The sequence below is a fragment of the Saccharopolyspora antibiotica genome, from assembly GCF_047200635.1.
In the GTDB taxonomy this organism is placed as follows: domain Bacteria; phylum Actinomycetota; class Actinomycetes; order Mycobacteriales; family Pseudonocardiaceae; genus Saccharopolyspora_C.
Genome location: NZ_JBJZOI010000023.1, coordinates 62630 through 83459, shown reverse-complemented (window position 1 = coordinate 83459; position 20830 = coordinate 62630). Strand labels below are relative to the sequence as shown.

The window sequence follows — 20830 nt, the reverse complement described above, 5'->3', positions numbered from 1 at the left end:
AGACCTCTCGCAACACTCGAATGGCAATCCGCTTCACCGAATCGAGCGATGGCACGCCTTCGGCGCAGGAAATAAGTTCCTGTTATGACCAGTGTGCGAGCGCGGGGCCTGGGCTCTGAGATCCGCGAACTCCGCAAAACGGCCGGGTTGCGATTGGAACATCTCGCGCACAAGTGCGGATGGTCGCGCGCGACCCTCGGGCGCATCGAATCCGGCGAGCGGGTGCCGAGCGAGGCCGAACTGGCCGCGCTGCTGGACGTGCTCGGCGTCGCGGGCTCCGAGCGGGTCCGCCTCTTCGAACTCGTCAGCGCGGCGAGCGAGGCGCGGTGGTGGGAGGCCGGGTACGCGGGGATGCCGAGCGCGCTCACCGCGCTGATCGACTACGAGCGGCTGGCCACCCGGATCACCGACGTGGCGCTGGCCCTGGTGCCGGGCCTGCTGCAGACCCCGGACTACACCCGCGCGGTGCTCAGCGCGGGCGGCATCCGGGACGCCGACCTGGAGTCCCGGGTCGCGCTGCGGCTCGGGAGGCAGGGGGTGCTGACCCGGGACGAACCGGCGCAGCTGCTCGCCTACCTCGACGAATCGGTGGTGCACCGCCCGGTCGGCGGAAACCGGGTGATGGCCGACCAGCTGCGGCACCTGGTGCGGATGGGGCGTCGGCCGAACGTCTCGGTCCGGGTGATCCCGTTCGCGGCGGGCGCATACGCGGAGCTCAACGGCAGCCAGTTGATACTGGAGTTCGCCAGGCAGCGCCCGGTGGTGCACCTGGAGCAGCGGCGGCGGGGCGCGTTCCTGGAGTCGGCCGCGGAGACGGCCCCGTTCCTCGAAGCCGCCGCCCGGCTGCCGGTGCTCGCGCTGGACCGGGTCGAGTCCGCGGCGCTGCTCTCGGACGTGGCGGAGGCGATGGAACGGGAATGTGAGCGCGACGGTGCGTTGGCGTAAGTCCAGTCACAGCGGCGAGGAGAGCAACTGCGTGGAGGTCGGTGCGGTGCCGGGAATCGTGGCGGTCCGCGACTCGAAGGCTCCCCGCGCGGCGACGCTGTCCTTCTCCGCCCGTCAGTGGGCGTCCTTCCTGCACGCGCTGCGGGGGCGTCCGGAGAGCTGACCGCGTACCCGGGCCTCCAGCCGCGGTGGACCGCGCGTTGCCCGCTCCGGAGCGGGGATCTTCGCCGGTGGGCGGTCCATCGCCGGGCGCGGCCGGATCGGGCGGCGGTTGTGGGCAGCGTCATGCGGGCCGGTGCGTAGTCACGCTAGAGCCATCCCTACCCTCGGAACCGTGAACCCGACCGAGCTCGCCGCCTCCGGCCCGCTGCTGCTCGCGGGCATGATCGCGGTGCTCGCCGGGGCGGTCAGCTTCGCGTCGCCGTGCGTGGTGCCGCTGGTGCCGGGCTACCTGGCGTACCTGGCGGGCGTGGTCGGCGCCGAGGCACCGCCGGTGGACGACGCCGAGGCGCGGCAGGCCCGCCGGGGCCGCTGGCGGGTGGCGGGGGCCGCGCTGCTGTTCGTCGCCGGGTTCACCGCCGTCTTCGCCGCTGGCACGCTGCTGCTGCTCGGCCTGTCCGACGCGCTGCTCGCGAACGAGCTGCTGCTGCAGCGCGTCGGCGGGGTCGTGACCGTCGCGATGGGGCTGGTGTTCCTCGGGATGATCCCCGCGCTGCAGCGGGACGTGCGGCTGCACGCGGTGCCGCGCGCCGGGTTGTGGGGTGCCCCGCTGCTCGGCGCGGTGTTCGGGCTGGGCTGGACGCCCTGCCTCGGCCCCACCCTGACCGGCGTGCTCTCGCTGGCCATCGGCACCGACGTGAGCGGCGGGACCGCGGTCCGCGGCGTGCTGCTCGTGCTGGCCTACTGCCTCGGGCTGGGGCTGCCGTTCGTGCTGCTCGCGCTGGGCGCGCGGTGGGCGGTGCGCAGCACCGGCTGGCTGCGGCGGCGCGGTCGTGCCATCCAGATCGCGGGTGGCGCGCTGCTGGTCGTGGTGGGCGTCCTGCTCGTCACCGGTCTGTGGGGAGAGCTGATCGCGGTGCTGCGCGAACCGGTCGCCGGATTCGAGACCCCGATCTGATGTCCCGACTGAGATCCGTGCTCGCCTTCCTGCGCAACACCTGGCGCGGGCTGACCTCGATGCGCACCGCCCTGGTGCTGCTGTTCCTGCTGGCGATGGCCGCGCTGCCCGGGGCGCTGATCCCGCAGCGCTCGCTGAATCCCGCCGAGGTGGAGAAGTACTTCACCGAGTACCCGGACCTGGCGCCGCTGCTGGACAAGATCGGCGCCTTCGAGGTGTTCAGCTCGGTGTGGTTCGCCTCGATCTACGTGCTGCTGTTCATCTCGCTGATCGGCTGCCTGCTGCCGCGCTGCTACGAGTACTACAAGCAGCTGCGCGGCAGGCCGGTGCGCACGCCGCGCAACCTCTCCCGGATGCCGCACCACGAATCGGCCGAACTGGCCGGGTCGGTGGACGAGGCGATGGCCGCCGCGCGCCGCAGGCTGCGCGGCTGGCGCAAGGAGGAGCGCGAGGAGGACGACGGCTCCCGCTCGATCAGCGCTGAGCGCGGCTACCTGCGGGAGGCCGGGAACCTGGTGTTCCACTTCGCCCTCGTCGGCCTGCTGGTGACGGTCGCGGGCGGCAAGATCCTCGGTTACGAGGGCCAGGTGATCGTGCTCGCGGACGGCTCCGAGTTCTGCAACTCCGGTACCTACAACTACGACTCCTTCCGCGCGGGTCTGAGCGTGGACGGCACCCAGCTGAGCCCGTTCTGCCTGCGGGTCAACGACTTCGAGGCGGAGTACCAGCACACCGGGCAGGTAGCGAGCTACCGGGTCGGGATGGACTACCAGTCCGGCGAGGACCTGGAGGCGAACCGCTGGCGGCCCTACGAGTTGCAGGTCAACCACCCGCTGCGGACCGCGGGCGACCGGATCTACTTGACGGGCAACGGCTACGCGCCCCGCTTCACGGTGATCTTCCCGGACGGCCAGCGGCGCACCCAGCTGACCCAGTGGCAGCCGATGGACGTCACGACGATGTTGTCGCAGGGCGCCACCAAGTTCGACCAGCCCGGGGTCACCGACGAGGTGCGCCGGCGGCAGACCCAGCTCGCGGTGACCGGCCTGTTCGCCCCGACAGCGGCCTACGACGGCAAGGTGCTCAGCTCCCAGTTCCCCGATCTGCTGGACCCGGCGGTCGCGGTGGACGTGCTGCGGGGCGACCTCGGGCTGGACTCCGGGCGCGGGCAGTCGATCTTCGGCGTGGACCAGAAGATGGTGGAGTCCGGGCGGTTGCAGAAGGTCGCGCGGCAGAACCTGCGCGTGGGTGAGGAGATCCGGCTCGACGACGGCACCCGGGTCCAGTTCGACGGCGTCGAGCGCTGGGCGAACCTGCAGATCTCGCACGACCCGTTCCAGCCGTACGTGCTCGGCTTCGCCGTCGCGGTGATCTTCGGGATCAGCGCCTCGCTGAGCATCAAGCGCCGCCGGATCTGGGTCCGGGCCACTCCCGCCCCAGGAACGGGACCGGACGATCCCGCGCGTACCGTGGTCGAGGTCGGCGGACTGGCCCGCACCGATCAGGCCGGCTACGGCGAGGAGTTCACGCGGCTGGCCGAAGACCTGCTCGGAGCGGACGGCTCCGGGGCGGAGCCATCCGCACGCGGAAGGAAGAGCTGATCGTGGTCGACCAGATGCTGTCCAACTACAGCGACATGGCCTTCGCCACCTCGGTCGTGGTCTACATCGCCGCCATGGTGCTGTACTTCGCCGAGTTCGCCTACGGCGGTCGCGCCCAGCGGTCCGGCGCGCGCCAGTCGCAGCTGGTGACCACCGCGGGGGACGCCGCCGACGCCCCGCCCGCCGAGCGCGTCGGACGCATCGACACCCCGGCCGGGCGCCCGCTCTCGGAGCGGTTCGGCGGCATGGCGGTGGCGATGACCGTGCTCGGCGCCCTAGTGCACGCGGGCTCGCTGGTCTTCCGCGGCGTGGCCACCGGCCGGGCGCCGTGGGGCAACATGTACGAGTTCGGCTCCGCGATCTGCCTGGCCGCGGTGCTCGCCTGGCTGATCGTGCTGTTCCGCCAGTCCCGCGCCGCGCGCCGGGACGCCTCTCCCGCGCAGCTGCGCGGCCTGGGCGGGTTCGTGCTGCTGCCGGTCGTGGTGCTGCTGTTCCTGTCCGGCACCGTGCTCTACGCCCGCGCCGCGCCGCTGCAACCCGCGTTGCAGTCCTACTGGATCGTGATCCACGTCAGCGCCGCGATCGTCTCCAGCGGCGCGCTGCTGTTCGCCGGTGTCGCCAGCGTGCTGTTCATGCTCCGCGCCCGGTACGAGAACAACCCGCTCAAGATGGCTCGCATCGGTTCCCGGCTGCCGATCAGCCAGGCCCTCGACCGGATGGCCTACCGGGCCACCGTGATCATCTTTCCGGTGTGGACGTTCGCGATCGTCGCGGGTGCCATCTGGGCCGAGGCCGCGTGGGGCCGGTTCTGGGGCTGGGACCCGAAGGAAACCTGTTCCTTCATCGCCTGGGTCGTCTACGCTGCGTACCTGCACGCGCGTGCGACCGCGGGGTGGCGAGGGGTCAAGGCCGCGTGGATCAACATCACCGGCCTGGCCGTCATGATCTTCAATCTCTTCTTCATCAACATCGTCGTCTCCGGTCTTCACTCGTACGCTGGGCTATGAGTTCATGATCCGATCCGGAGTGCGGCCCCGGGCCACCCGTTCCCTCGCGGAATCGGGTGGCCTTCACACATCCCGGTAAAGATCGGACCGATTGGGAGGTACGGGAACGGTGACCGGACGGTACGAAGAGCCCGACACGCAACGCGATGCGGGCTCCGCCTCGCCCGGTGCGGACTCGGCGCAGGCGAACGGCGCAGCAGATCACGCGACTCCGGACTACGGCGACGCGAGCGCACGGCAGTACGCGGAACCGGGCACCACGCCGAACGCGCCCGCGCAGGGTGCCGGCTCCCCGCAGCCGTACTACCCGGGCGGCGCCCCGGGGCAGAACGTCCACAGCGGACAGCGAGCGGGGTACACCGAGGCCACGCCCTCCGGGCCGCAGCCGCAGGCGAACCAGTCCGGGCCGTTCCAGGTCCCGGGTTCCGGCGGCCCCTCCGGCGCGTACCAGGTCCCCGGTGGCCAGTCGGGTCCGTACCAGGTTCCCGGCGGGCAGTCGGGTCCGTACCAGGTCCCCGGCTCCTCCGGGGCCTACCAGGTCGCCGGCGGCCAGTCCGGCCCGTACCCGGCGAACCCGTACGCGCCGGTCGCCGGTCCTCCCCCGCAGCAGGGCTATCCGCAGGGCCCCCCGCCGCACGGCCAGGCCCCGCAGGGGCACCCGCCGCAGCAGCCGGGCGTCGTCCCGTTCGGCAAGGACCTCGCGTCCTCGCAGCTGCTGCGCCAGACCAAGCGGGCCCCGCAGTCCGGCTGGCGCAAGGCGCTGTACCTGGTCAGCGGCCGCTCCATCAACCTCGGGGAGAGCGCCGCGGACCTGCGCAGGCGGGAGCTGATCGGTCGGATCAACCAGCCGCTGCAGGGCTGCTACAAGATCGCGATGCTGAGCCTGAAGGGCGGCGTCGGCAAGACCACGACGACCGCGACCCTCGGCTCCACCTTCTCCTCGCTGCGCGGCGACCGCGTGATCGCGGTGGACGCCAACCCCGACCGCGGGACGCTGAGCCAGAAGATCCCGCTGGAGACCACCGCGACCGTGCGGCACCTGCTGCGCGACGCGCAGCGCGTGCGCAAGTACAGCGACGTGCGCTCCTACACCTCGCAGGGGCCGAGCCGCCTGGAGATCCTCGCCAGCGAGCAGGACCCGGCGGTCTCCGAGGCGTTCAGCGAAGAGGACTACCAGCGCACGGTGACGCTGCTGGAGCACTTCTACAACATCGTGCTCACCGACTGCGGAACCGGACTGATGCACTCGGCGATGAAGGGCGTGCTCGACGTCGCGGACTCGCTGGTGATCGTCTCGTCCAGCTCCATCGACGGGGCGCGCAGCGCCTCGGCCACCCTCGACTGGCTGGACGCGCACGGCTACGGGCAGCTCGTCGCCCGCTCCGTCGCGGTGATCAACTCGGTGCGGCCGGGCTCCGGCAAGGTCGACGTGGACAAGCTCAGCGCCCACTTCGGCTCGCGGTGCCGCGCGGTCTCCCGGATCCCGTTCGACCCGCACCTGGAGGAGGGCGCCGAGGTCGAGCTCGACCAGCTCAGCGCGCCCACCCGGCTGGCGCTGCTGGAGCTGGCCGCGATCGTCGCCGACGACTTCCCGCAGGCCTTCGGCCGCCAGCAGCAGGCCTGATCCGGCGACCGGGACCGATCCGACGCAGCGGCCCGCCTACCGGTCCTCCGGTGGGCGGGCCGCCGCTCGTCGCGAACGATCAGGGCTGGATGCGGCTCAGTCGTGCTCCTCGTTCCGCTTGCGCTGCCGCTCGCCGAGCTCGCGCAGGAAGTCCGGGTCGTCGTCCGGCGCCAGCGGCGCCGCTCGCCGCGGCGCGCTGGGCCCCTCGCTCGCGGTGTCGTGCACGGGGCCGAACGCGCGCCACATCAGCACGGCCACGGTGAGCGCGCCGATCGCTGCCAGAACGTAGATCATCAGGGGCACCTCCAGAGCTCTCCCCCGAGATTAGCCGGAGCGGGCGAGGTGGTGGGGTGCGCCGATCGGGCAGCGTCCGAAACGGTGTCGGACGGCCGAGACCGGTTCCGGGCCGACGCGGGGCCGGACCGGAACCGGGTGGAGCGCTCGCACGGCGACGGGCCGGGTCCGGTCCGCCTCGGACGCCGCGGCGCGGAGGCGGACCGGACGCGAGCCGATCGTCGGGCGACTCAGGCGGAGCGGACGTCGCTGGTGAGTTCGGCCAGCAGCGTGCGCACTTCGGACTCGCGGAACCGGCGGTGCCCGCCGGGCGTGCGAATCGAACCGATCCGGCCTGCCGTCGCCCATCTCGTCACCGTCTTCGGGTCGACCCGGAACAACGAGGCGACCTCACCGGGGGTGAGCAGCTGTTCCTGACCGTTCTGGCGAGACTGGGGAGTCGTCGCGGTCACAGGGGACCTCCACAATGCGGACGGTTTTCGGGCATTCCGGTCGCATCCTGGCACCTCGAAGGTCAGGTACTCGAACATTCGACTCCAGGTAAAGGGCAGGTAAGGGACGAAAGCGGCGCTTCGGGCGAGGCGGGGGAGAGTTCACCGGATCTTGCGTGCTCTAACCTGGTTGACGTGCAGGAACAGCGAACGGCAACGGGAGCGGAGCCGACTCCGCCGACCAACCTCGCGCGGGACCTCGCGCTCTACACCGCGGTCCGGCTGGCCATGCTGCTGGCCGCGGTCGCGGTGCTCGCGCTCTGCGGGGTGCCGCTGCTGGTGGCCGCCGCGGTGTCCGTGGTCGTGGTGATGCCGCTGTCCATGGTCGTCTTCGGCGGGTTGCGCCGCCGCGTCGCCACCGGCATGGTGCACCGCGCCGAGCGCCGCGAGCGCCTCCGCGCGCAACTGCGGGGCGACCGGGAGCACGACGATGACCAGGACTGATCCCGCGGACGCCGGCCGGATCGAGGACCGCTCCTGCGGGCGAACCCGGGCCTGGACCAACGAGGCGGTCCGGATCATCGAGGCGGATGCGAACCGCAGCGCGGACACCCACCTGCTGCACTTCCCGCTCCCCTCGGAATGGGGGATCGACCTCTACCTCAAGGACGAGTCAACTCATCCGACCGGTTCCCTCAAGCACCGGTTGGCCCGGTCGCTGTTCCTCTACGCCCTCTGCAACGGGTGGGTGACGGAGAACACGCCGGTGATCGAGGCGTCCTCCGGCTCGACCGCGGTCTCGGAGGCGCACTTCGCGCAGCTGCTCGGCCTCCCGTTCATCGCGGTGATGCCGCGCTCCACCAGCCCGGAGAAGGTGGCGCTGATCGAGCGGCACGGCGGGACCTGCCACTACGTCGACGAGCCGGGCGCGATCTACGACGAGTCCCGCAGGCTCGCCGCCGAGCTCGGCGGGCACTTCATGGACCAGTTCACCCACGCCGAGCGCGCGACGGACTGGCGGGGCAACAACAACATCGCCGAGTCGATCTTCGAGCAGCTCGCGCTGGAGCGGCACCCCATCCCGGCGTGGATCGTCACCGGCGCGGGCACCGGCGGCACCAGCGCGACGCTCGGCCGCTACATCCGGTACCGCAGGCACGACACCCGGCTCGCCGTGGTCGACCCGCAGCACTCGGTGTTCTACGACGCCTGGTGCCGCCAGGACGCGGGGTTGGTCGGCGAGCGCGGCTCGCTCATCGAGGGCATCGGCCGGCCCCGCGTGGAACCCTCCTTCATCGGCCAGGCCATCGATCGCATGATCAAGGTTCCGGACGCCGCCTCCATCGCCACCGTGCGCTGGGCCGAGGACGTGCTCGGGCGCCGCGTCGGCGGCTCCACCGGCACCAACCTCTGGGGCGTGTTCGGGCTGGTCGCCGAGATGGTCCGGGAGGGCCGCACCGGCAGCATCGTGACCCTGCTCTGCGACGGCGGGGAGCGCTACGCCGAGACCTACTACGACGACGGCTGGGTCTCCCGGCAGGGCTTCGACCTGGCCGGGCCGCTGGCCGTGCTCGCCGAGTTCCACCGCAGCGGGGCGTGGCCGGTCGCGGGATGAGCGGTGCGCGGCGGCACGTACGCTGCGATCAAGCCACGAGCCCGAGGAGGGACATGCGCAGGCCGACGCTCAGGGCGACCGTGCTGGTTCCGGTCGCGGCGCTCGCCGCCGCGCTCGCCGCCTGCACCTCGGGCGGATCGTTGCCGGCGCCGAGCAGCACCCCGCAGGCCAGCGGCAGCGACGAGCCCGAGTCCGTCACCCCGTCGATCACCCGGCAGGTGCCCCCGGAACGGCGCGTCGACCTCGCCGCCGCCTCGGCGGAGCGGATCTGCGGACTGGTCACCCCGCAGGAGCTCGCGCAGCTCGCCTACCCGGTGCGCCCCGGGCTGCCGAGGGAGATCGGATTCGAACCGCCGGTGCGGGGCTGCGAGTTCCACGCCGAGCACGGCGTGCGCTCCGTCCTGATCGGCACCCAGCCCGAGGGCTACGCGCGGCTGGGCGAGCACGAGGTCCGGCTCGGCGAGCAGCCGGGCACCGAGACGCTGCGCGCGGGCGACTGCACCGTGTACGCCCCGGTCGGCCGGACCACGCTCCAGGTCAGCACCCGGGCCGCCGAGGCGGGGTCGGACGACTGCGAGACCGCGCAGGGCGTAGCCCAGTACGTCCTGTCCGCCGCCCGCTGACCCCGCCCCGGCGACGCGCGGATCGTCCGCTCGGCGCCGGGCGCGAGGTCGGTCAGCCGAAGGCGAGGGCCAGCCCCGTGGCGATGCCCCAGACGAGCATCGCGAGACCCGTGTCGCGCAGGGCCGGGATCAGCTTGCGCCCGGTCGAGCCGCGGGTCACCGCCAGCAGCGAGCTGATCAGCAGCGGCAGCGCGAGGAAGCCCAGCAGCGCCCAGCTGTTGCGCAGCCCGATCAGCACCGTGATCAGGAACGGGATCAGCACCAGCGCCACGTAGAGCGTGCGGGTGTCCCGGTCGCCCAGCAGCACCGCGAGGGTGCGCTTGCCGGTGACCCGGTCGGTCGGGATGTCGCGCAGGTTGTTGGCCACCAGCACCGCGCTGGAGAACGCCCCGATCGCCACCGCGCCGCCGACCCCGAAGCCGCTGATGGTGCCCGCCTGCACGAACATCGTGCCGAGCACCGCGACGAGGCCGAAGAACACGAACACGGCCAGCTCGCCGAGGCCCGCGTAGCCGTACGGGCGCTTGCCGCCGGTGTAGTACCAGGCGCCGCCGATGCACAGCGCGCCGATCGCCAGCATCCACCACTGCCCGCTCAGCACCACCACGCCGACGCCGGCGAGCGCGGCGAGGCCGAAGCAGACGAAGGCCGCGGTCCGCACCGCGCCCGGCTGCGCGGCCCCGGAGCCGACCAGCCGGAACGGGCCCACCCGGTCGGCGTCGGTGCCGCGGATGCCGTCGGAGTAGTCGTTCGCGAAGTTCACCCCGGTGATCAGCGACATCGAGACCGCCAGCGCGAGCAGCGCGATCGGAACGCTCCACCGGTCCACCCCGGTCGCGGCTCCGGTGCCGACCAGGACGGGCGCGATCGCGTTGGGCCAGGTGCGCAGGCGTGCGCCTTCGATCCACTGCTTGACGGTCGCCATGCGAATCATCTTCGCGCATCACTCGTCGTCACCGGCCGAGAGTCGCGCGCAACGCCCTCCGGTCCGGCTTGCCGGGCCCGCGCAGCGGGAGCTCGGCGAGGAACTCGATCCGCTTCGGCGCGCTCGGGGCCCCCGCCCGCTCGCGGACCAGCGCCCGCAACTCCTCGGGCGCGGGCGGGTCTGCCGGGTCGGCGGGAACCACCGCGGCGAGGACGGCCTGGCCCCACTCGGGGTCCTCGACGCCGAGCACGCAGACCTCGCGGACGGCGGGGTGCTCGGCCAGCAGTCGCTCCACGAGCACCGGGGCCACGTTCACCCCGCCCGTGATGATCACGTCGTCGGCCCGGCCGAGGATCTCCAGCCGGTCGCCGGCGCGGCGGCCCAGGTCGCCGGTGCGGAACCAGCCGTCCCGGAACGCCGCCGAATCGGGCCGCCCCCGGTAGCCGCGGGCCAGCACCGGGCCGGTCAGCGAGACCGGCCCGGACCCGTCGGCGGACTCCTCGACGTGCACCCGCACGCCGTCCAGCGGCAGGCCGTCGTAGACGCAGCCCCCCGAGGTCTCGCTCATGCCGTAGGTGGTGGTGATCCGCACGCCCGCCGCCAGCGCCCGCTCGCGCAGCGCGGGCGGGGTCGCGGCACCGCCCAGCAGCACCGCGTCGAACTCGCGCAGGGCGGCCAGGCCGTCCGCGTCGTCGAGCAGCCTGCGCAGCTGGGTCGGCACCAGCGCGGTGTAGTGCCTGCCCTCGGCCGCGAGCCCGCGGCGGGCGGCCTCGGCGAACCGGTCCGGCCGGAAGCCGGCCGAACCGTCCACCGCTTCCAGCCGGGTGCCCGCGAGCAGCGAGCGGACGAGCACCTGGATCCCGGCGACGTGGTGCGCGGGCATCGCCAGCAGCCAGTGCCCGGGGCCGCCGAGGCGGCGGTGGGTGGCCTCGGCGGAGGCGCGCAGCGCGGACGCGGGCAGCAGCACGCCCTTCGGCGTGCCGGTGGAGCCAGAAGTGGCGATGACCAGCGCGGTCGGATCCGCGGGGTCGTCCTCGCCGGGTGCCAGCGGGTCCTCGGCGCCCATCGCGCGGAGGACCGGCGCGGCGTCCTGGTCCGGGGCCAGCGGCAGCAGCGCGTCGCCCTGGCCGTCGAGGGCGCGGCGCAGCGCGGGCAGCGCGGTGGCGGCCCGCGGACCGGCCGGGACGGTCAGCGGCCGGAGCGAGCGGGCGGAGGGCATGGCAGTCATCTTGCGCCCACCGCCGGGCCGCGAGGCGCGCCGGGCCGGACGCGAGTGCCGTCGCTCACCTGTTCGGCTGGATTCGCTCAACTGTTCGACTCGGGTGGTCGATGGTGCTATCAGCGGAACCTGCGAGCGAAGGCGGTGCGGACGATGGACTTCTCCGGGTGGCACGACGGGCGGGGAACGAGCGGCGGGCGCCGGATCGTCCGGTGGTGTCCCCCCGCGGCGCGGGGCGAACGTCGAACCCGCGGCGGGGAAGCCCCCGCGGTTCCGCCACCGGCGCCCCCGGGGCCGGCGCGCGGCCCCCGTTCGTCCGGACGGTCAGTAGTACCAGGGGAAGGGCTTCCAGTCCGGCTCCCGCCGCTCCAGGAAGGCGTCCCGGCCCTCGACCGCCTCGTCGGTCATGTAGGCGAGCCGGGTCGTCTCCCCGGCGAACAGCTGCTGTCCGACCAGGCCGTCGTCGATCGCGTTGAACGAGTACTTCAACATGCGCTGCGCCGTCGGCGACTTGCCGTTGATCTCCCGTGCCCACTGCAGGGCGGTCGCCTCCAGTTCCGCGTGCGGCACGACCTCGTTGACCATCCCCATCCGGTGCGCCTGCTCGGCGTCGTAGGCGCGGCCGAGGGCGAAGATCTCGCGGGCGAACTTCTGCCCGACCTGCCGGGCGAGGTAGGCGCTGCCGAAGCCGCCGTCGAAGCTGCCGACGTCGGCGTCGGTCTGCTTGAAGCGGGCGTGCTCGGCGCTGGCGAGGGTGAGATCGCACACCACGTGCAGGCTGTGCCCGCCCCCGGCCGCCCAGCCCGGGACCACCGCGACGACCAGCTTCGGCATGAACCGGATCAGCCGCTGCACCTCCAGGACGTGCAGCCGCCCCGCCCGTGCGGGATCGACGGTCTCGGAGGTCTCACCGGAGGCGTACTGGTACCCGGAGCGACCCCGGATGCGCTGGTCCCCCCCGGAGCAGAAGGCCCAACCGCCGTCCTTGGGGGAGGGGCCGTTGCCGGTGAGCAGCACGCAGCCGACGTCGGAGCACATCCGGGCGTGGTCGAGCGCGCGGTAGAGCTCGTCGACGGTGTGCGGCCGGAAGGCGTTGCGGACCTCCGGGCGGTCGAAGGCGATGCGCACGGTCCCGCGACCGGGGCCGTCCTCGGAGCACCGGTGGTAGGTGATGTCGGTGAAGTCGAAACCCGCCACGGGCTCCCACGCGGCGGGGTCGAACAGCTCAGAGACACGCGAGTTCTGCACGCCTGGGACAATAGGCGCCGTCTCGATGTGCTGAACACCAGGAGGCCGCCGGTCGGCGTGAGCGGCGGCACGTCGCTCAGCCGGGGCGAGACCGGGTCGAAGCGGCCCGGCGGCCCCGGCGACACTGGGAGCGGTCCGCAGGCAGCGTGTGAGGGAGTCCGGGGTGATGGGTTGAATCCGTCCACGGCACAAGCCGAGGTCATCGTCGATGAGTTGATCCGCAACCAGGTCAGGCACGTGGTGCTCTCCCCGGGCTCGCGCAACGCGCCGCTGTCCTTCGCGCTGCACCGCGCGCTGCAAGCCGCGCGGATCCGGCTGCACGTGCGCATCGACGAGCGCAGCGCCGGGTTCCTGGCGCTGGGGCTCGCGGCGCGCAGCGGGCTGCCGGTGGTGGTCGCGGGCACCTCCGGGACCGCCGCGGCCAACCTGCACCCCGCGGTGAGCGAGGCGGCCCAGGCGGGCATCCCGCTGATCGTGCTCACCGCCGACCGGCCCCCGGAGCTGCGCGCGGCCGGGGCCAACCAGACGATCGACCAGCACCGGATGTTCGGCCCGCAGGTGCGGATGTTCGACGAGCTGGGCGTCGCCGAGGACCGGCCGGGGCAGCAGGCCTACTGGCGCAGCCAGGTCTGCCGCGCCGCGCAGGCCGCGCTGGGCAGCGCCCGGTCCGGCCCGGTGCACCTCAACCTCCCGTTCCGGGAACCGCTGGTGCCGACCGGGGACACCGCGTGGTGCGAGCCGCTGGCCGGGCGCCCGGACGGCGCGCCCTGGACCGCGATGTCCGGCGAAGGCGGCGGCCCGAGCAGCCTCCGGGGTCCGGCCGCGCGGCGCGGCCTCGTGCTCGCCGCCGACGGTGGGGCGGCCGCGGCCGGGGCCTGGGGCGAGCGGTACGGCTGGCCGGTGGTCTCCGAGACCGGCGGCGTCGGGCTGCCCGGTGACGCGGCGATCAGCACCGGCATGTGGCTGCTCAACCACCCCGACTTCGTCCGGGGGCACCTGCCCGAGCAGGTGCTGTGCGTGGGCAGGCCGACGGTGTTCCGGCAGGTGCAGGCACTGCTCACCGACTCCCGGGTGGAGGTGCTGCTCGCGCACGGCGGCGAGGTGGACTGGCCGTCACCGGGGCACGCGGTCCGGGAGGTCGCGCACACCTTCGGCGCGGGACCGGTCCAGGAGGCCGACCCGGACTGGCTCACGGCGTGGCAGCAGGCGGACCACAAGGCAGCGGCCGCCCTGCACGCCGCCCTCGACCTGGAGCGCTGGCCGAACGGTCCGGTGCTGGCGAGGGACCTGGTGGACGAGCTGCCCGCGCGCTCGCTGCTCGTGCTGGGGTCCTCCAACCCGAGCCGGGACGTGGCACTGGCGGCCAGGCACCGCGGCGACGTGACGGTGCACCGCAACCGCGGGGTGGCCGGGATCGACGGCACGGTGTCCACGGCGATCGGCGCGGCGCTCGCGCACGACGGACCGACCTACGCGCTGCTCGGCGACCTGACCTTCCTGCACGACGGCAACGGCCTGCTCCTGGGACCCCAGGAGCAGCGGCCGGACCTGACGATCGTGGTCCTCAACGATGACGGCGGCGGCATCTTCTCGCTGTTGGAGCAGGGCGGCCCGGAGCACCGCAGCTCCTTCGAGCGGGTCTTCGGCACCCCGCACGGGACGGACCTGGCGCAGCTGTGCGCGGCGCACGGCGTGGAGCACGTCCGGGTGGCGCAGCGCTCGGAGCTCTCGGCCGCGCTGCACGGGCCACCGGGGCTGCGGGTGGTCGAGGTGCGCGCCGACCGCTCGCGCACCCGGGACCTGCACGCGCGGCTCCAGGCGGCGGTGAACTCGGCGCTGACCGGCTGACCGGCTGACCGGCTGACCGGCTGACCGGCACGCGCGACGTTCCCAGCCGCTGGGAGCGCGAGTCGGCACGACGGCGGCATCTGGCCGGACCGCTCCGGAGCGCTTCGCCGGGCCGGATGGCGGTCGCGCGGGCGCGTTGAGCTGGGCGGGGGCACCCGCGCTCCACGAACGCCCCGGGCCGCCCTCCCCGGTCGAGCCGGGCGTTCCCGAAGTTCACCGCGCGGTGGGAAAAAAGCCCTCTCGCTGGTTGCTCGCCTCCCGCTGATCGGCTTCGTACGCTGCTGGAGACCACTGATCTCCGGGAGGTGCCCCGTGTTCGAGCGAACCGGTCTGCGAGCGGCGGTGGCCGCGTGCTGCGCCGCGGCCGTGCTGACCACCCCGGCCTTCGCGGGCGCCGGCGGCCCCGGAGCCCCGGGTGCCGGCGACCCGTACTTCCCCGAGTACGGCAACGGCGGTTACGACGTCGCGCACTACGACGTGCGGCTGCGCTACGACCCGCGGGACGACCACCTCGCCGGGACCACGACGATCGTGGCCTCGGCGACCCAGGACCTCACCGCGTTCAACCTGGACTTCGCGCTGCCGGTGAAGTCGATCAGGGTGAACGGGGCGCTCTCCGAACACACCCAGCGGGGCAGCGAGCTCACCGTCACACCCCCGGACGAGCTTCCCGCGGGCGAGCAGGCGACCTTCGTCGTCGAGTACGAGGGCGTGCCCTCCAGCGTCGAGGTCGACGGGTTGAAGCCGTGGATCCGCACCGCGGACGGCGCGCTGGCGATCGGGCAGCCGGAGATCTCCGCGTGGTGGTTCCCCGGCAACGACCACCCCCGGGACAAGGCCACCTTCGACATCGCCGTGAACGTCCCGGAGGGCACCGAGGTGCTGGCCAACGGCGTGAACACCGACACCTCCACGTTGGCGGGCCGGACCACCTGGAAGTGGCGCACCACCAAGCCCACCGCCACCTACCTGGCGTTCCTCGGCATCGGGCAGTACGAGATCCACACCAAGCGGGGTGCCTTCGGCCAGCCCTTCGTCACCGCCTACTCCGAGGGACTCGGCGAGCTGGACGGCCCGGCGCGGGCCAGCGTCGAGCGGACCCCCGAGGTGCTGGAGTTCCTCTCCGGCCTGTTCGGCGAGTACCCCTTCGAAGCGCAGGGCGGCGTGGTCCCCTCGGAGGGCATGAACTTCGCGCTGGAGAACCAGACCCGGCCCACCTACAGCCACAAGTTCTTCCTGACCGGCGCCAACACCTCGGTCGTCGTGCACGAGAACGCCCACCAGTGGTTCGGCGACTCGGTCTCGGTCGACACCTGGCAGCACATCTGGCTCAACGAGGGCTTCGCCAGCTACGCGGAATGGCTCTGGTCCGAGCAGCAGGGCACCGGGACGGCGCGACAGCTGTTCGACCACTACTACGGCGCGCACCCGGCCGACGACCCGTTCTGGCAGGTCGCTCCCGGCGACCCCGGGCCGGAGAACATCTTCGACGGCGCCGTCTACGACCGGGGAGCGCTCGCGGTGCACGCGCTGCGCAACGTCATCGGGGAGGAGGCGCTGCTCGACGTGGTGCGGACGTGGGTGGCCGAGAAGCGCTACGCCACCGGGACCGTCGAGGACTTCATCGCGCTGACCGAGCAGCGCTCCGGCGAGCAGCTCGACGAGTTCTTCCGGGCCTGGCTGTTCACCCCCGGCAAGCCCGCGGCCACCCCGGAGAACGGCATCCCGGTCTCGGCCACCCGGGCCGGGATCCCGGCACCCCCGGCGGTGGCCGAGATCGACGCCACCCACCGGCAGGTCCACGAGCACTGACCAGGTCGGGCCGGGGGCGGAGTGCTCCCGGCCCGGGCGGGATCAGGCATCGGAGTCCAGCGCCTCGCGGATGGGGCGGAACTTGGCGTCCGATTCCGCCACCTCCGAATCCGGTTCGGAGGCCGCGACGATGCCGCAGCCCGCGAACAGGCGGGCCCGGCCCCCGTCCGCGGTCTCCTCCAGCTGCGCGCAGCGCAGGGCCAGGCCCAGCTCGCCGTTGCCCGCCCCGTCGACCCAGCCGACGGGACCGCTGTAGCGGCCGCGGTCCACGCCCTCCAGCTCCCCGATCAGCGCCACGGCCGCCGACGTGGGCGTACCGCCGACGGCGGCGCTCGGATGCACGGCCGCCGCCAAGCGCAGCAGCGCGGCGACCCCGTTGTTCGCGGCGTGCTCGTGCAGCTCACCGGTGATGTGCGAGGCGAGGTGCAGCACGTTGCGCAGCCGGAGCACCTCGGGGTGCTCCGGGACCGCCAGCTCACCGCAGAACGGGCGCAGCTCGGCGGCCAGCGACGCGGCGGCGAAGGCGTGTTCCGCGCGGTCCTTCGCCGACCCCAGCAGACCCGATGCGAGCTCCGCCGCGCCCACTCCCGGCCGCGGCCAGCTGGTCCCCGCCAGCACCCGGGAGCGGATGCGCCGCCCGGAGCGCTCGAGCAGCAGTTCCGGGGTCGCTCCCACCAGGCCGTCCACCGCGAAGCTCCAGCACGACGGGTATCGCCCCGCCAGGTTGCCCAGCAGGTGCCGGGGATCCAGCGGCGCCGAGGTGGTCGCCACCTCGTCGCGCGCCAGGACGACCTTGCGCACCCGCTCCCGGTCGTCTCCCGCCCCGGTGCCGTCCGAGGTGCGGAGGATCCGCACCGCCTCCGCCACCGCGTCCCGGTACCCGTCGGCGGACAGGGCGCCGTCGCTGAAGCGCACCCGGCCCGGGTGGCCCACCGGTCGCACCGGGTGCTCGGCGGCCTCCCCGACGGTGGTGATCCAGCGGACGCCGTCGCGGCACCCCACCACCACCTCCGGCACCACCACGACCGAGCGTCCGGGGCGGTCGGCGAACGCGAAGCTGGTGAACGCGATCGGCCCGGTGCCGGGCAGCCCGACCTCGTCGTCCACCCGCACCTGCTCGCACCACGCCCGCCACCAGTCGTCGGCCGCCGCGAACCGGCCCGGTCCCGAGGGGTCGAGCCGTGCCGCGCATCCCCAGCCGACCAGGCCCTCCCCGCGCCGGACCCAGCTCAGCGGGGAGCGGTCGGGCAGCAGCTCCAGCAGCGGCTGGTCGTACCGGGGGTCGCCTTCGGGGATCGCGACGGTGCGCACGGTCAGCGGTCTCGGGGGTGTCGGCACGCATCGAGCCTAGGTGCGGCGGCCCGGGGCGGTCATCGCCCGGCTCCTACAATCGGCGATCGTGGCGAGCGAGCAGGGACCCGGGCGGGGAGCCGAACCGGACGGGGACGGATCCGACTCCGCCGGTCCCGAGCGGACCGGCGCCGAGCTGACCGGCACCGGCACCGGAACCGCGGATCCCGGGTCGGCGGGGACCGCGCGGCCGGGCCGGGGCGGGCCCGCGCGCTGGACCCGCTCGCGCGTCCGGCGCGGCTGCGCCCGCGGCGTGCTCGTGCTCGGCGTGCTGCTGACCGTGCTGGGTCTGTCCGTGATCGGCGCGTGCGCCATCGACGACCGGACGATCTCCGAGTCCCGGGGCGACGGCGTCGCCGAGGTGCTCGACGTCTCGCTGACCCGCACCGTCATCCGGTTCAGCACCCCGGAGGGCCGCGTCCACATCCCGCCGGACGGCGTGCTCTACCCCGGCGGGCTCCAGGAGGGGCAGTTCGTGCGGGTCGAGTACGACACCCGCAACCCGGACCTGGTCCGGGTCGCCGGTCGCGGGATGGTGCTCTCGTTGCTGCCCGTGGCCGGGTGCCTGGCGGGCCTGTGGCTCGTCGTCGGCGGCGCCCGCTGGATGCTGCGCCGCCCCGCGACCTGATCCGGGGATTCCGTCCCTACCTCCCTCCTCGGCGGACGCCCATCGTGAACCCGGGTGAGCCCGTCGCAGCGGGTGAACCGGGGAGGCCGGTGCGGCACCTGGCGCGCCGCGTCCGGCAGGCCGTCCCGGAAGGTGGGTGAGCGCGTCATGGGCACGACCGATTTCGGCCTCGGCGACCCGGGAGCCGCCCCGGCGGCCGAGCGCTCCGGACGCGACGTGTCCGGGCAGCAGCCGCGGGGGTGGGTGCTGAGCTCCCCGGAGCGGATCGCCGACCGCGCGGTGCCGGAGGGCGCGGACCCGGTGGACCTCGCCCGCTACTGCCTGATGCTCGGCGACGACGCCCTGCTGCTCGCGCACCGGCTGTCCGCCTGGGGCGTGCGCGGGCCGGACCTGGAGGAGGGTTCGGCGCTCGCGGCGATCACCGCGGAGCTGCTGGACCAGGCGCGTTCGCTGCTGGAGCGCGCAGCCGAGCTCGAAGGCGAGGGCGATGCCGACCTGCTCGCCTACCACCGCGACAGCTCCCGGTTCCGCAACGTGCGGCTCGCCGAGATCGACTGCGGTCCCGGGCCCGGCGGCGACTTCGCCACCACGATCGCCCGGCTGCTGCTGATGAGCGCCTGGCGGCACGCGGTGTTCGAGCGGCTGGCCGCCACCCGCGACCCGGTGCTCTCGGCGATCGCGCGCCGCTGCCGCCGGGATCTGCTGCGGCACCAAGAGCACGCCGCGCAGTGGGTGATCCGCCTCGGTGACGGCGAGGCGGAGGCGCGGACCCGGATGCTGACCGCGCTGCACCGGGTGTGGCCTCTGGCCGGGGAGCTGTTCGCCGTCCACCCGGTCGAGCGCAGGCTGGCCGCCGCGAGCTGCGCGGTGCCGCCGGACGAGGTGCGCGCCGACGTGCTCACGGCCCTCGACGAGACGCTGTCGGTGGCCCGGCTCGACCTGCCCGTCCTCAGCCCGGCTCCCGCACCCGGCACCGGCGGCCGCTACGGCGCGCACACCGAGTCGATGCCGTTCGTGCTCGCCGACATGCAGTACCTGGTGCGCGCCGACCCGATCACCTCGTGAAGATTCCGTTCCGTCGATTGAGTACTTTCCCGCACGATCCGCCGCCGCCCCGCGGGCAAGGTGGGGAGTGATGCCGGGAAGCGACCCGGTTGGTCCGCCGGACCGTCTTGGGGGGCGAAGGTGGTGCGCGGGAAGCGAGCGGAAGGCACGGCTGGCGATGAGCGGTTTCTGGTTGGCGGTGGTGGCGGGAATGCTCGCGGGAGCGCTGGGCGCGGCGGCGACGCTGCTGGCGTGGGACCGGCTGCGGTCCGGGCAGGCCGCACCCGTCGAACCCCCGGCACCTCCACCTCGCGAGCCCGGGGCGGTGGACGCGGCGACCGGCCGCCCCGAACCGGGGCGGGTGGACGGCTGGCTCCGCGACCTGCACCGCTGCGAGCAGGCGGTGTCCCGCGCGCGGTGCGCCGTGGAGTCGGTGTCCTCGGCGCGGGCGCGCGAATCGCTGCTGATGGTGGTCCGCCGGATGGACGCGGAGCTGCCCACCGTGCAGGCGCTCGTGGAGGTGGGCCGCACGGCGGGACCGGCCGGTGACGAGCGGGTGCTGCGCCGGGTGCGCGCCCAGGTCGCCGAGGCCGCCCAGCGGTTCACCGCGGTCACCGAGGAGGTGCTGGACGTCGTGGTGGAGCTCGTGGCGCTGCCCGACCTGCACCGGGTGCACCGCGACGTGGCCGTCCTCCGCGACCGCTTCCCGCTGCTGCGCCCGCTGTCCGCCCTGCTGGAGCGCGACCCGGATCCGGTCCTCGAACCCGCCTGACCTCACGGGCCCGCCTGACCTCACGGGGGAGGCCCGCTGCCACCAGCGGAGCACGTCTCCCGCCACGGCGGGCCCCGCGACCAGCAGGCCGTCGACGGGAGGCGCGCGGGGCGGCCCTGTCCAGCACCGCGGCACCGGACTCGCCAGCGCCAGCACGCCCGCCACGTCCCACTCCGCGCGGGAGTCCAGCACCGCCGCCACGGCGTGCCCGAGCGACACCTGCGCGACCGCGAGCGCGGGCGAACCCAGCGACCGCACCCCGACCTGGGCACGCGCGGCGCCGGTGATGAACCGGGCCACGGCCCGTTGCGGGTGAGCCCGGTGCGGCTGGCGGCCCGGGTCTCGCGCCGACCCGCCAGCCGCACCGGTGTCCCGTTCGCGCGCGCGTCTCCCGGTCCCGCGCGGCCGCCTGGAGCTGCGCCCGGTGCGGATCGGCCACCACACCCACCAGCGGCCCCCGCTCGTCCAACACCGCCGGGCTGCGGGCGCACCACGGCAGCCCGGCCACGTAGTTCGCGGTGCCGTCCACCGGATCCGCCGACCAGCGGTAGCGCGCGGAGTCCGAGCGGGCCGGGAGCCGTTCGGCCACCGAGGGGACCGGGCGGGGCCGGAGCCGAACTCCTCGCCGAACACCGGCACTCCGGGGAACTCCTCCCCGAGGACCCGCCGGGTGTGCCGCTCCGGGGTCCGACCGGTGTCGGTCGCCCAGTCGAACGCTGACTCCCAG

20 protein-coding genes and 1 pseudogene are annotated in these 20830 nt (G+C 73.9%); 14 read left to right on the top strand and 7 right to left on the bottom strand.

The window, feature by feature from the left end; translation table 11 throughout:
* Positions 1-84: 84 nt before the first annotated feature.
* From ACL03H_RS19540 to ACL03H_RS19515, 6 genes are all read left to right on the top strand, one after another.
* Positions 85-945 (top strand): helix-turn-helix domain-containing protein, encoded by an 861-nt coding sequence (locus tag ACL03H_RS19540; protein WP_412812715.1) that lies wholly within the window; start codon positions 85-87, stop codon positions 943-945.
* A complete protein-coding gene (locus ACL03H_RS19535) occupies positions 932-1108 on the top strand; it encodes a DUF397 domain-containing protein (protein WP_412812714.1) in 177 nt (58 codons plus the stop codon). The genes ACL03H_RS19540 and ACL03H_RS19535 overlap by 14 nt, the downstream gene beginning before the upstream one ends.
* 171 nt (positions 1109-1279) lie before the next feature.
* Positions 1280-2062: a cytochrome c biogenesis CcdA family protein gene (locus ACL03H_RS19530; RefSeq protein WP_412812713.1), complete on the top strand. Its 783-nt coding sequence runs from the start codon at positions 1280-1282 to the stop codon at positions 2060-2062.
* Positions 2062-3663: a cytochrome c biogenesis protein ResB gene (gene resB, locus ACL03H_RS19525; RefSeq protein WP_412812712.1), complete on the top strand. Its 1602-nt coding sequence runs from the start codon at positions 2062-2064 to the stop codon at positions 3661-3663. The genes ACL03H_RS19530 and resB overlap by 1 nt, the downstream gene beginning before the upstream one ends.
* Positions 3663-4670, top strand: a complete 1008-nt coding sequence (ccsB, locus tag ACL03H_RS19520; RefSeq protein ID WP_412812742.1) for a c-type cytochrome biogenesis protein CcsB — start codon at positions 3663-3665, stop codon at positions 4668-4670. Before resB ends, ccsB begins: the two co-directional genes overlap by 1 nt.
* Positions 4671-4779: 109 nt before the next feature.
* Positions 4780-6294 carry an AAA family ATPase gene (locus ACL03H_RS19515; RefSeq protein WP_412812711.1) on the top strand — a complete coding sequence of 505 codons (1515 nt, stop codon included), beginning with the start codon at positions 4780-4782 and terminating at the stop codon, positions 6292-6294.
* A gap of 96 nt (positions 6295-6390) precedes the next feature.
* On the opposite strand, the gene ACL03H_RS19510 is transcribed toward ACL03H_RS19515, so the two are convergent.
* Positions 6391-6588 (bottom strand): hypothetical protein, encoded by a 198-nt coding sequence (locus ACL03H_RS19510; protein WP_412812710.1) that lies wholly within the window; start codon positions 6586-6588, stop codon positions 6391-6393.
* A gap of 230 nt (positions 6589-6818) precedes the next feature.
* Positions 6819-7040 (bottom strand): BldC family transcriptional regulator, encoded by a 222-nt coding sequence (locus ACL03H_RS19505; RefSeq protein ID WP_412812709.1) that lies wholly within the window; start codon positions 7038-7040, stop codon positions 6819-6821.
* A 174-nt stretch (positions 7041-7214) separates the two neighbouring features.
* On the opposite strand from ACL03H_RS19505, the gene ACL03H_RS19500 reads away from it, so the two are divergent.
* From ACL03H_RS19500 to ACL03H_RS19490, 3 genes are read left to right on the top strand one after another with little or no spacing between them, the layout of a single operon-like run.
* The gene (locus tag ACL03H_RS19500) at positions 7215-7523 is read left to right on the top strand and encodes a DUF4229 domain-containing protein (RefSeq protein ID WP_412812708.1); all 309 of its coding nucleotides are present in this window, start codon (positions 7215-7217) and stop codon (positions 7521-7523) included.
* The gene (cds1, locus tag ACL03H_RS19495; RefSeq protein WP_412812707.1) at positions 7510-8634 is read left to right on the top strand and encodes an L-cysteine desulfhydrase Cds1; all 1125 of its coding nucleotides are present in this window, start codon (positions 7510-7512) and stop codon (positions 8632-8634) included. Before ACL03H_RS19500 ends, cds1 begins: the two co-directional genes overlap by 14 nt.
* Before the next feature lie 53 nt (positions 8635-8687).
* Positions 8688-9257, top strand: a complete 570-nt coding sequence (locus ACL03H_RS19490; protein ID WP_412812706.1) for a DUF3558 family protein — start codon at positions 8688-8690, stop codon at positions 9255-9257.
* Between the two features lie 52 nt (positions 9258-9309).
* On the opposite strand, the gene ACL03H_RS19485 is transcribed toward ACL03H_RS19490, so the two are convergent.
* The 3 genes from ACL03H_RS19485 to ACL03H_RS19475 form a co-directional block, all read right to left on the bottom strand.
* Complete coding sequence (locus ACL03H_RS19485) at positions 9310-10182, bottom strand: 1,4-dihydroxy-2-naphthoate polyprenyltransferase (RefSeq protein WP_412812705.1); 873 nt, start codon at positions 10180-10182, stop codon at positions 9310-9312.
* A 28-nt stretch (positions 10183-10210) separates the two neighbouring features.
* Complete coding sequence (menE, locus tag ACL03H_RS19480) at positions 10211-11401, bottom strand: o-succinylbenzoate--CoA ligase (protein ID WP_412812741.1); 1191 nt, start codon at positions 11399-11401, stop codon at positions 10211-10213.
* Between the two features lie 324 nt (positions 11402-11725).
* Positions 11726-12649, bottom strand: coding sequence for a 1,4-dihydroxy-2-naphthoyl-CoA synthase (locus ACL03H_RS19475; RefSeq protein WP_412812704.1), 924 nt, complete (start codon positions 12647-12649; stop codon positions 11726-11728).
* Between the two features lie 171 nt (positions 12650-12820).
* Between ACL03H_RS19475 and menD the strand changes: the two genes are divergently transcribed.
* Positions 12821-14497, top strand: a complete 1677-nt coding sequence (gene menD / locus ACL03H_RS19470; protein WP_412812703.1) for a 2-succinyl-5-enolpyruvyl-6-hydroxy-3-cyclohexene-1-carboxylic-acid synthase — start codon at positions 12821-12823, stop codon at positions 14495-14497.
* 312 nt (positions 14498-14809) lie between these two features.
* Positions 14810-16309, top strand: a complete 1500-nt coding sequence (locus ACL03H_RS19465) for a M1 family metallopeptidase (protein WP_412812702.1) — start codon at positions 14810-14812, stop codon at positions 16307-16309.
* Between the two features lie 42 nt (positions 16310-16351).
* On the opposite strand, the gene ACL03H_RS19460 is transcribed toward ACL03H_RS19465, so the two are convergent.
* Positions 16352-17647, bottom strand: a complete 1296-nt coding sequence (locus tag ACL03H_RS19460) for an isochorismate synthase (protein ID WP_412812701.1) — start codon at positions 17645-17647, stop codon at positions 16352-16354.
* Positions 17648-17708: 61 nt separating this feature from the next.
* Between ACL03H_RS19460 and ACL03H_RS19455 the strand changes: the two genes are divergently transcribed.
* The 3 genes from ACL03H_RS19455 to ACL03H_RS19445 all read left to right on the top strand — a co-directional run bounded on the left by ACL03H_RS19455 (position 17709) and on the right by ACL03H_RS19445 (position 20103).
* Complete coding sequence (locus tag ACL03H_RS19455; protein ID WP_412812700.1) at positions 17709-18287, top strand: DUF3592 domain-containing protein; 579 nt, start codon at positions 17709-17711, stop codon at positions 18285-18287.
* A 147-nt stretch (positions 18288-18434) separates the two neighbouring features.
* On the top strand, positions 18435-19352 hold the full coding sequence (paaC, locus tag ACL03H_RS19450) for a 1,2-phenylacetyl-CoA epoxidase subunit PaaC (RefSeq protein ID WP_412812699.1): 918 nt from the start codon (positions 18435-18437) through the stop codon (positions 19350-19352).
* Positions 19353-19509: 157 nt separating this feature from the next.
* Positions 19510-20103 (top strand): hypothetical protein, encoded by a 594-nt coding sequence (locus ACL03H_RS19445; protein ID WP_412812698.1) that lies wholly within the window; start codon positions 19510-19512, stop codon positions 20101-20103.
* Positions 20104-20554: 451 nt separating this feature from the next.
* On the opposite strand, the pseudogene ACL03H_RS19440 reads toward ACL03H_RS19445, so the two are convergent.
* Positions 20555-20611, bottom strand: a pseudogene (locus ACL03H_RS19440) (hypothetical protein); the annotation flags it as partial.
* Positions 20612-20830 lie beyond the last annotated feature (219 nt).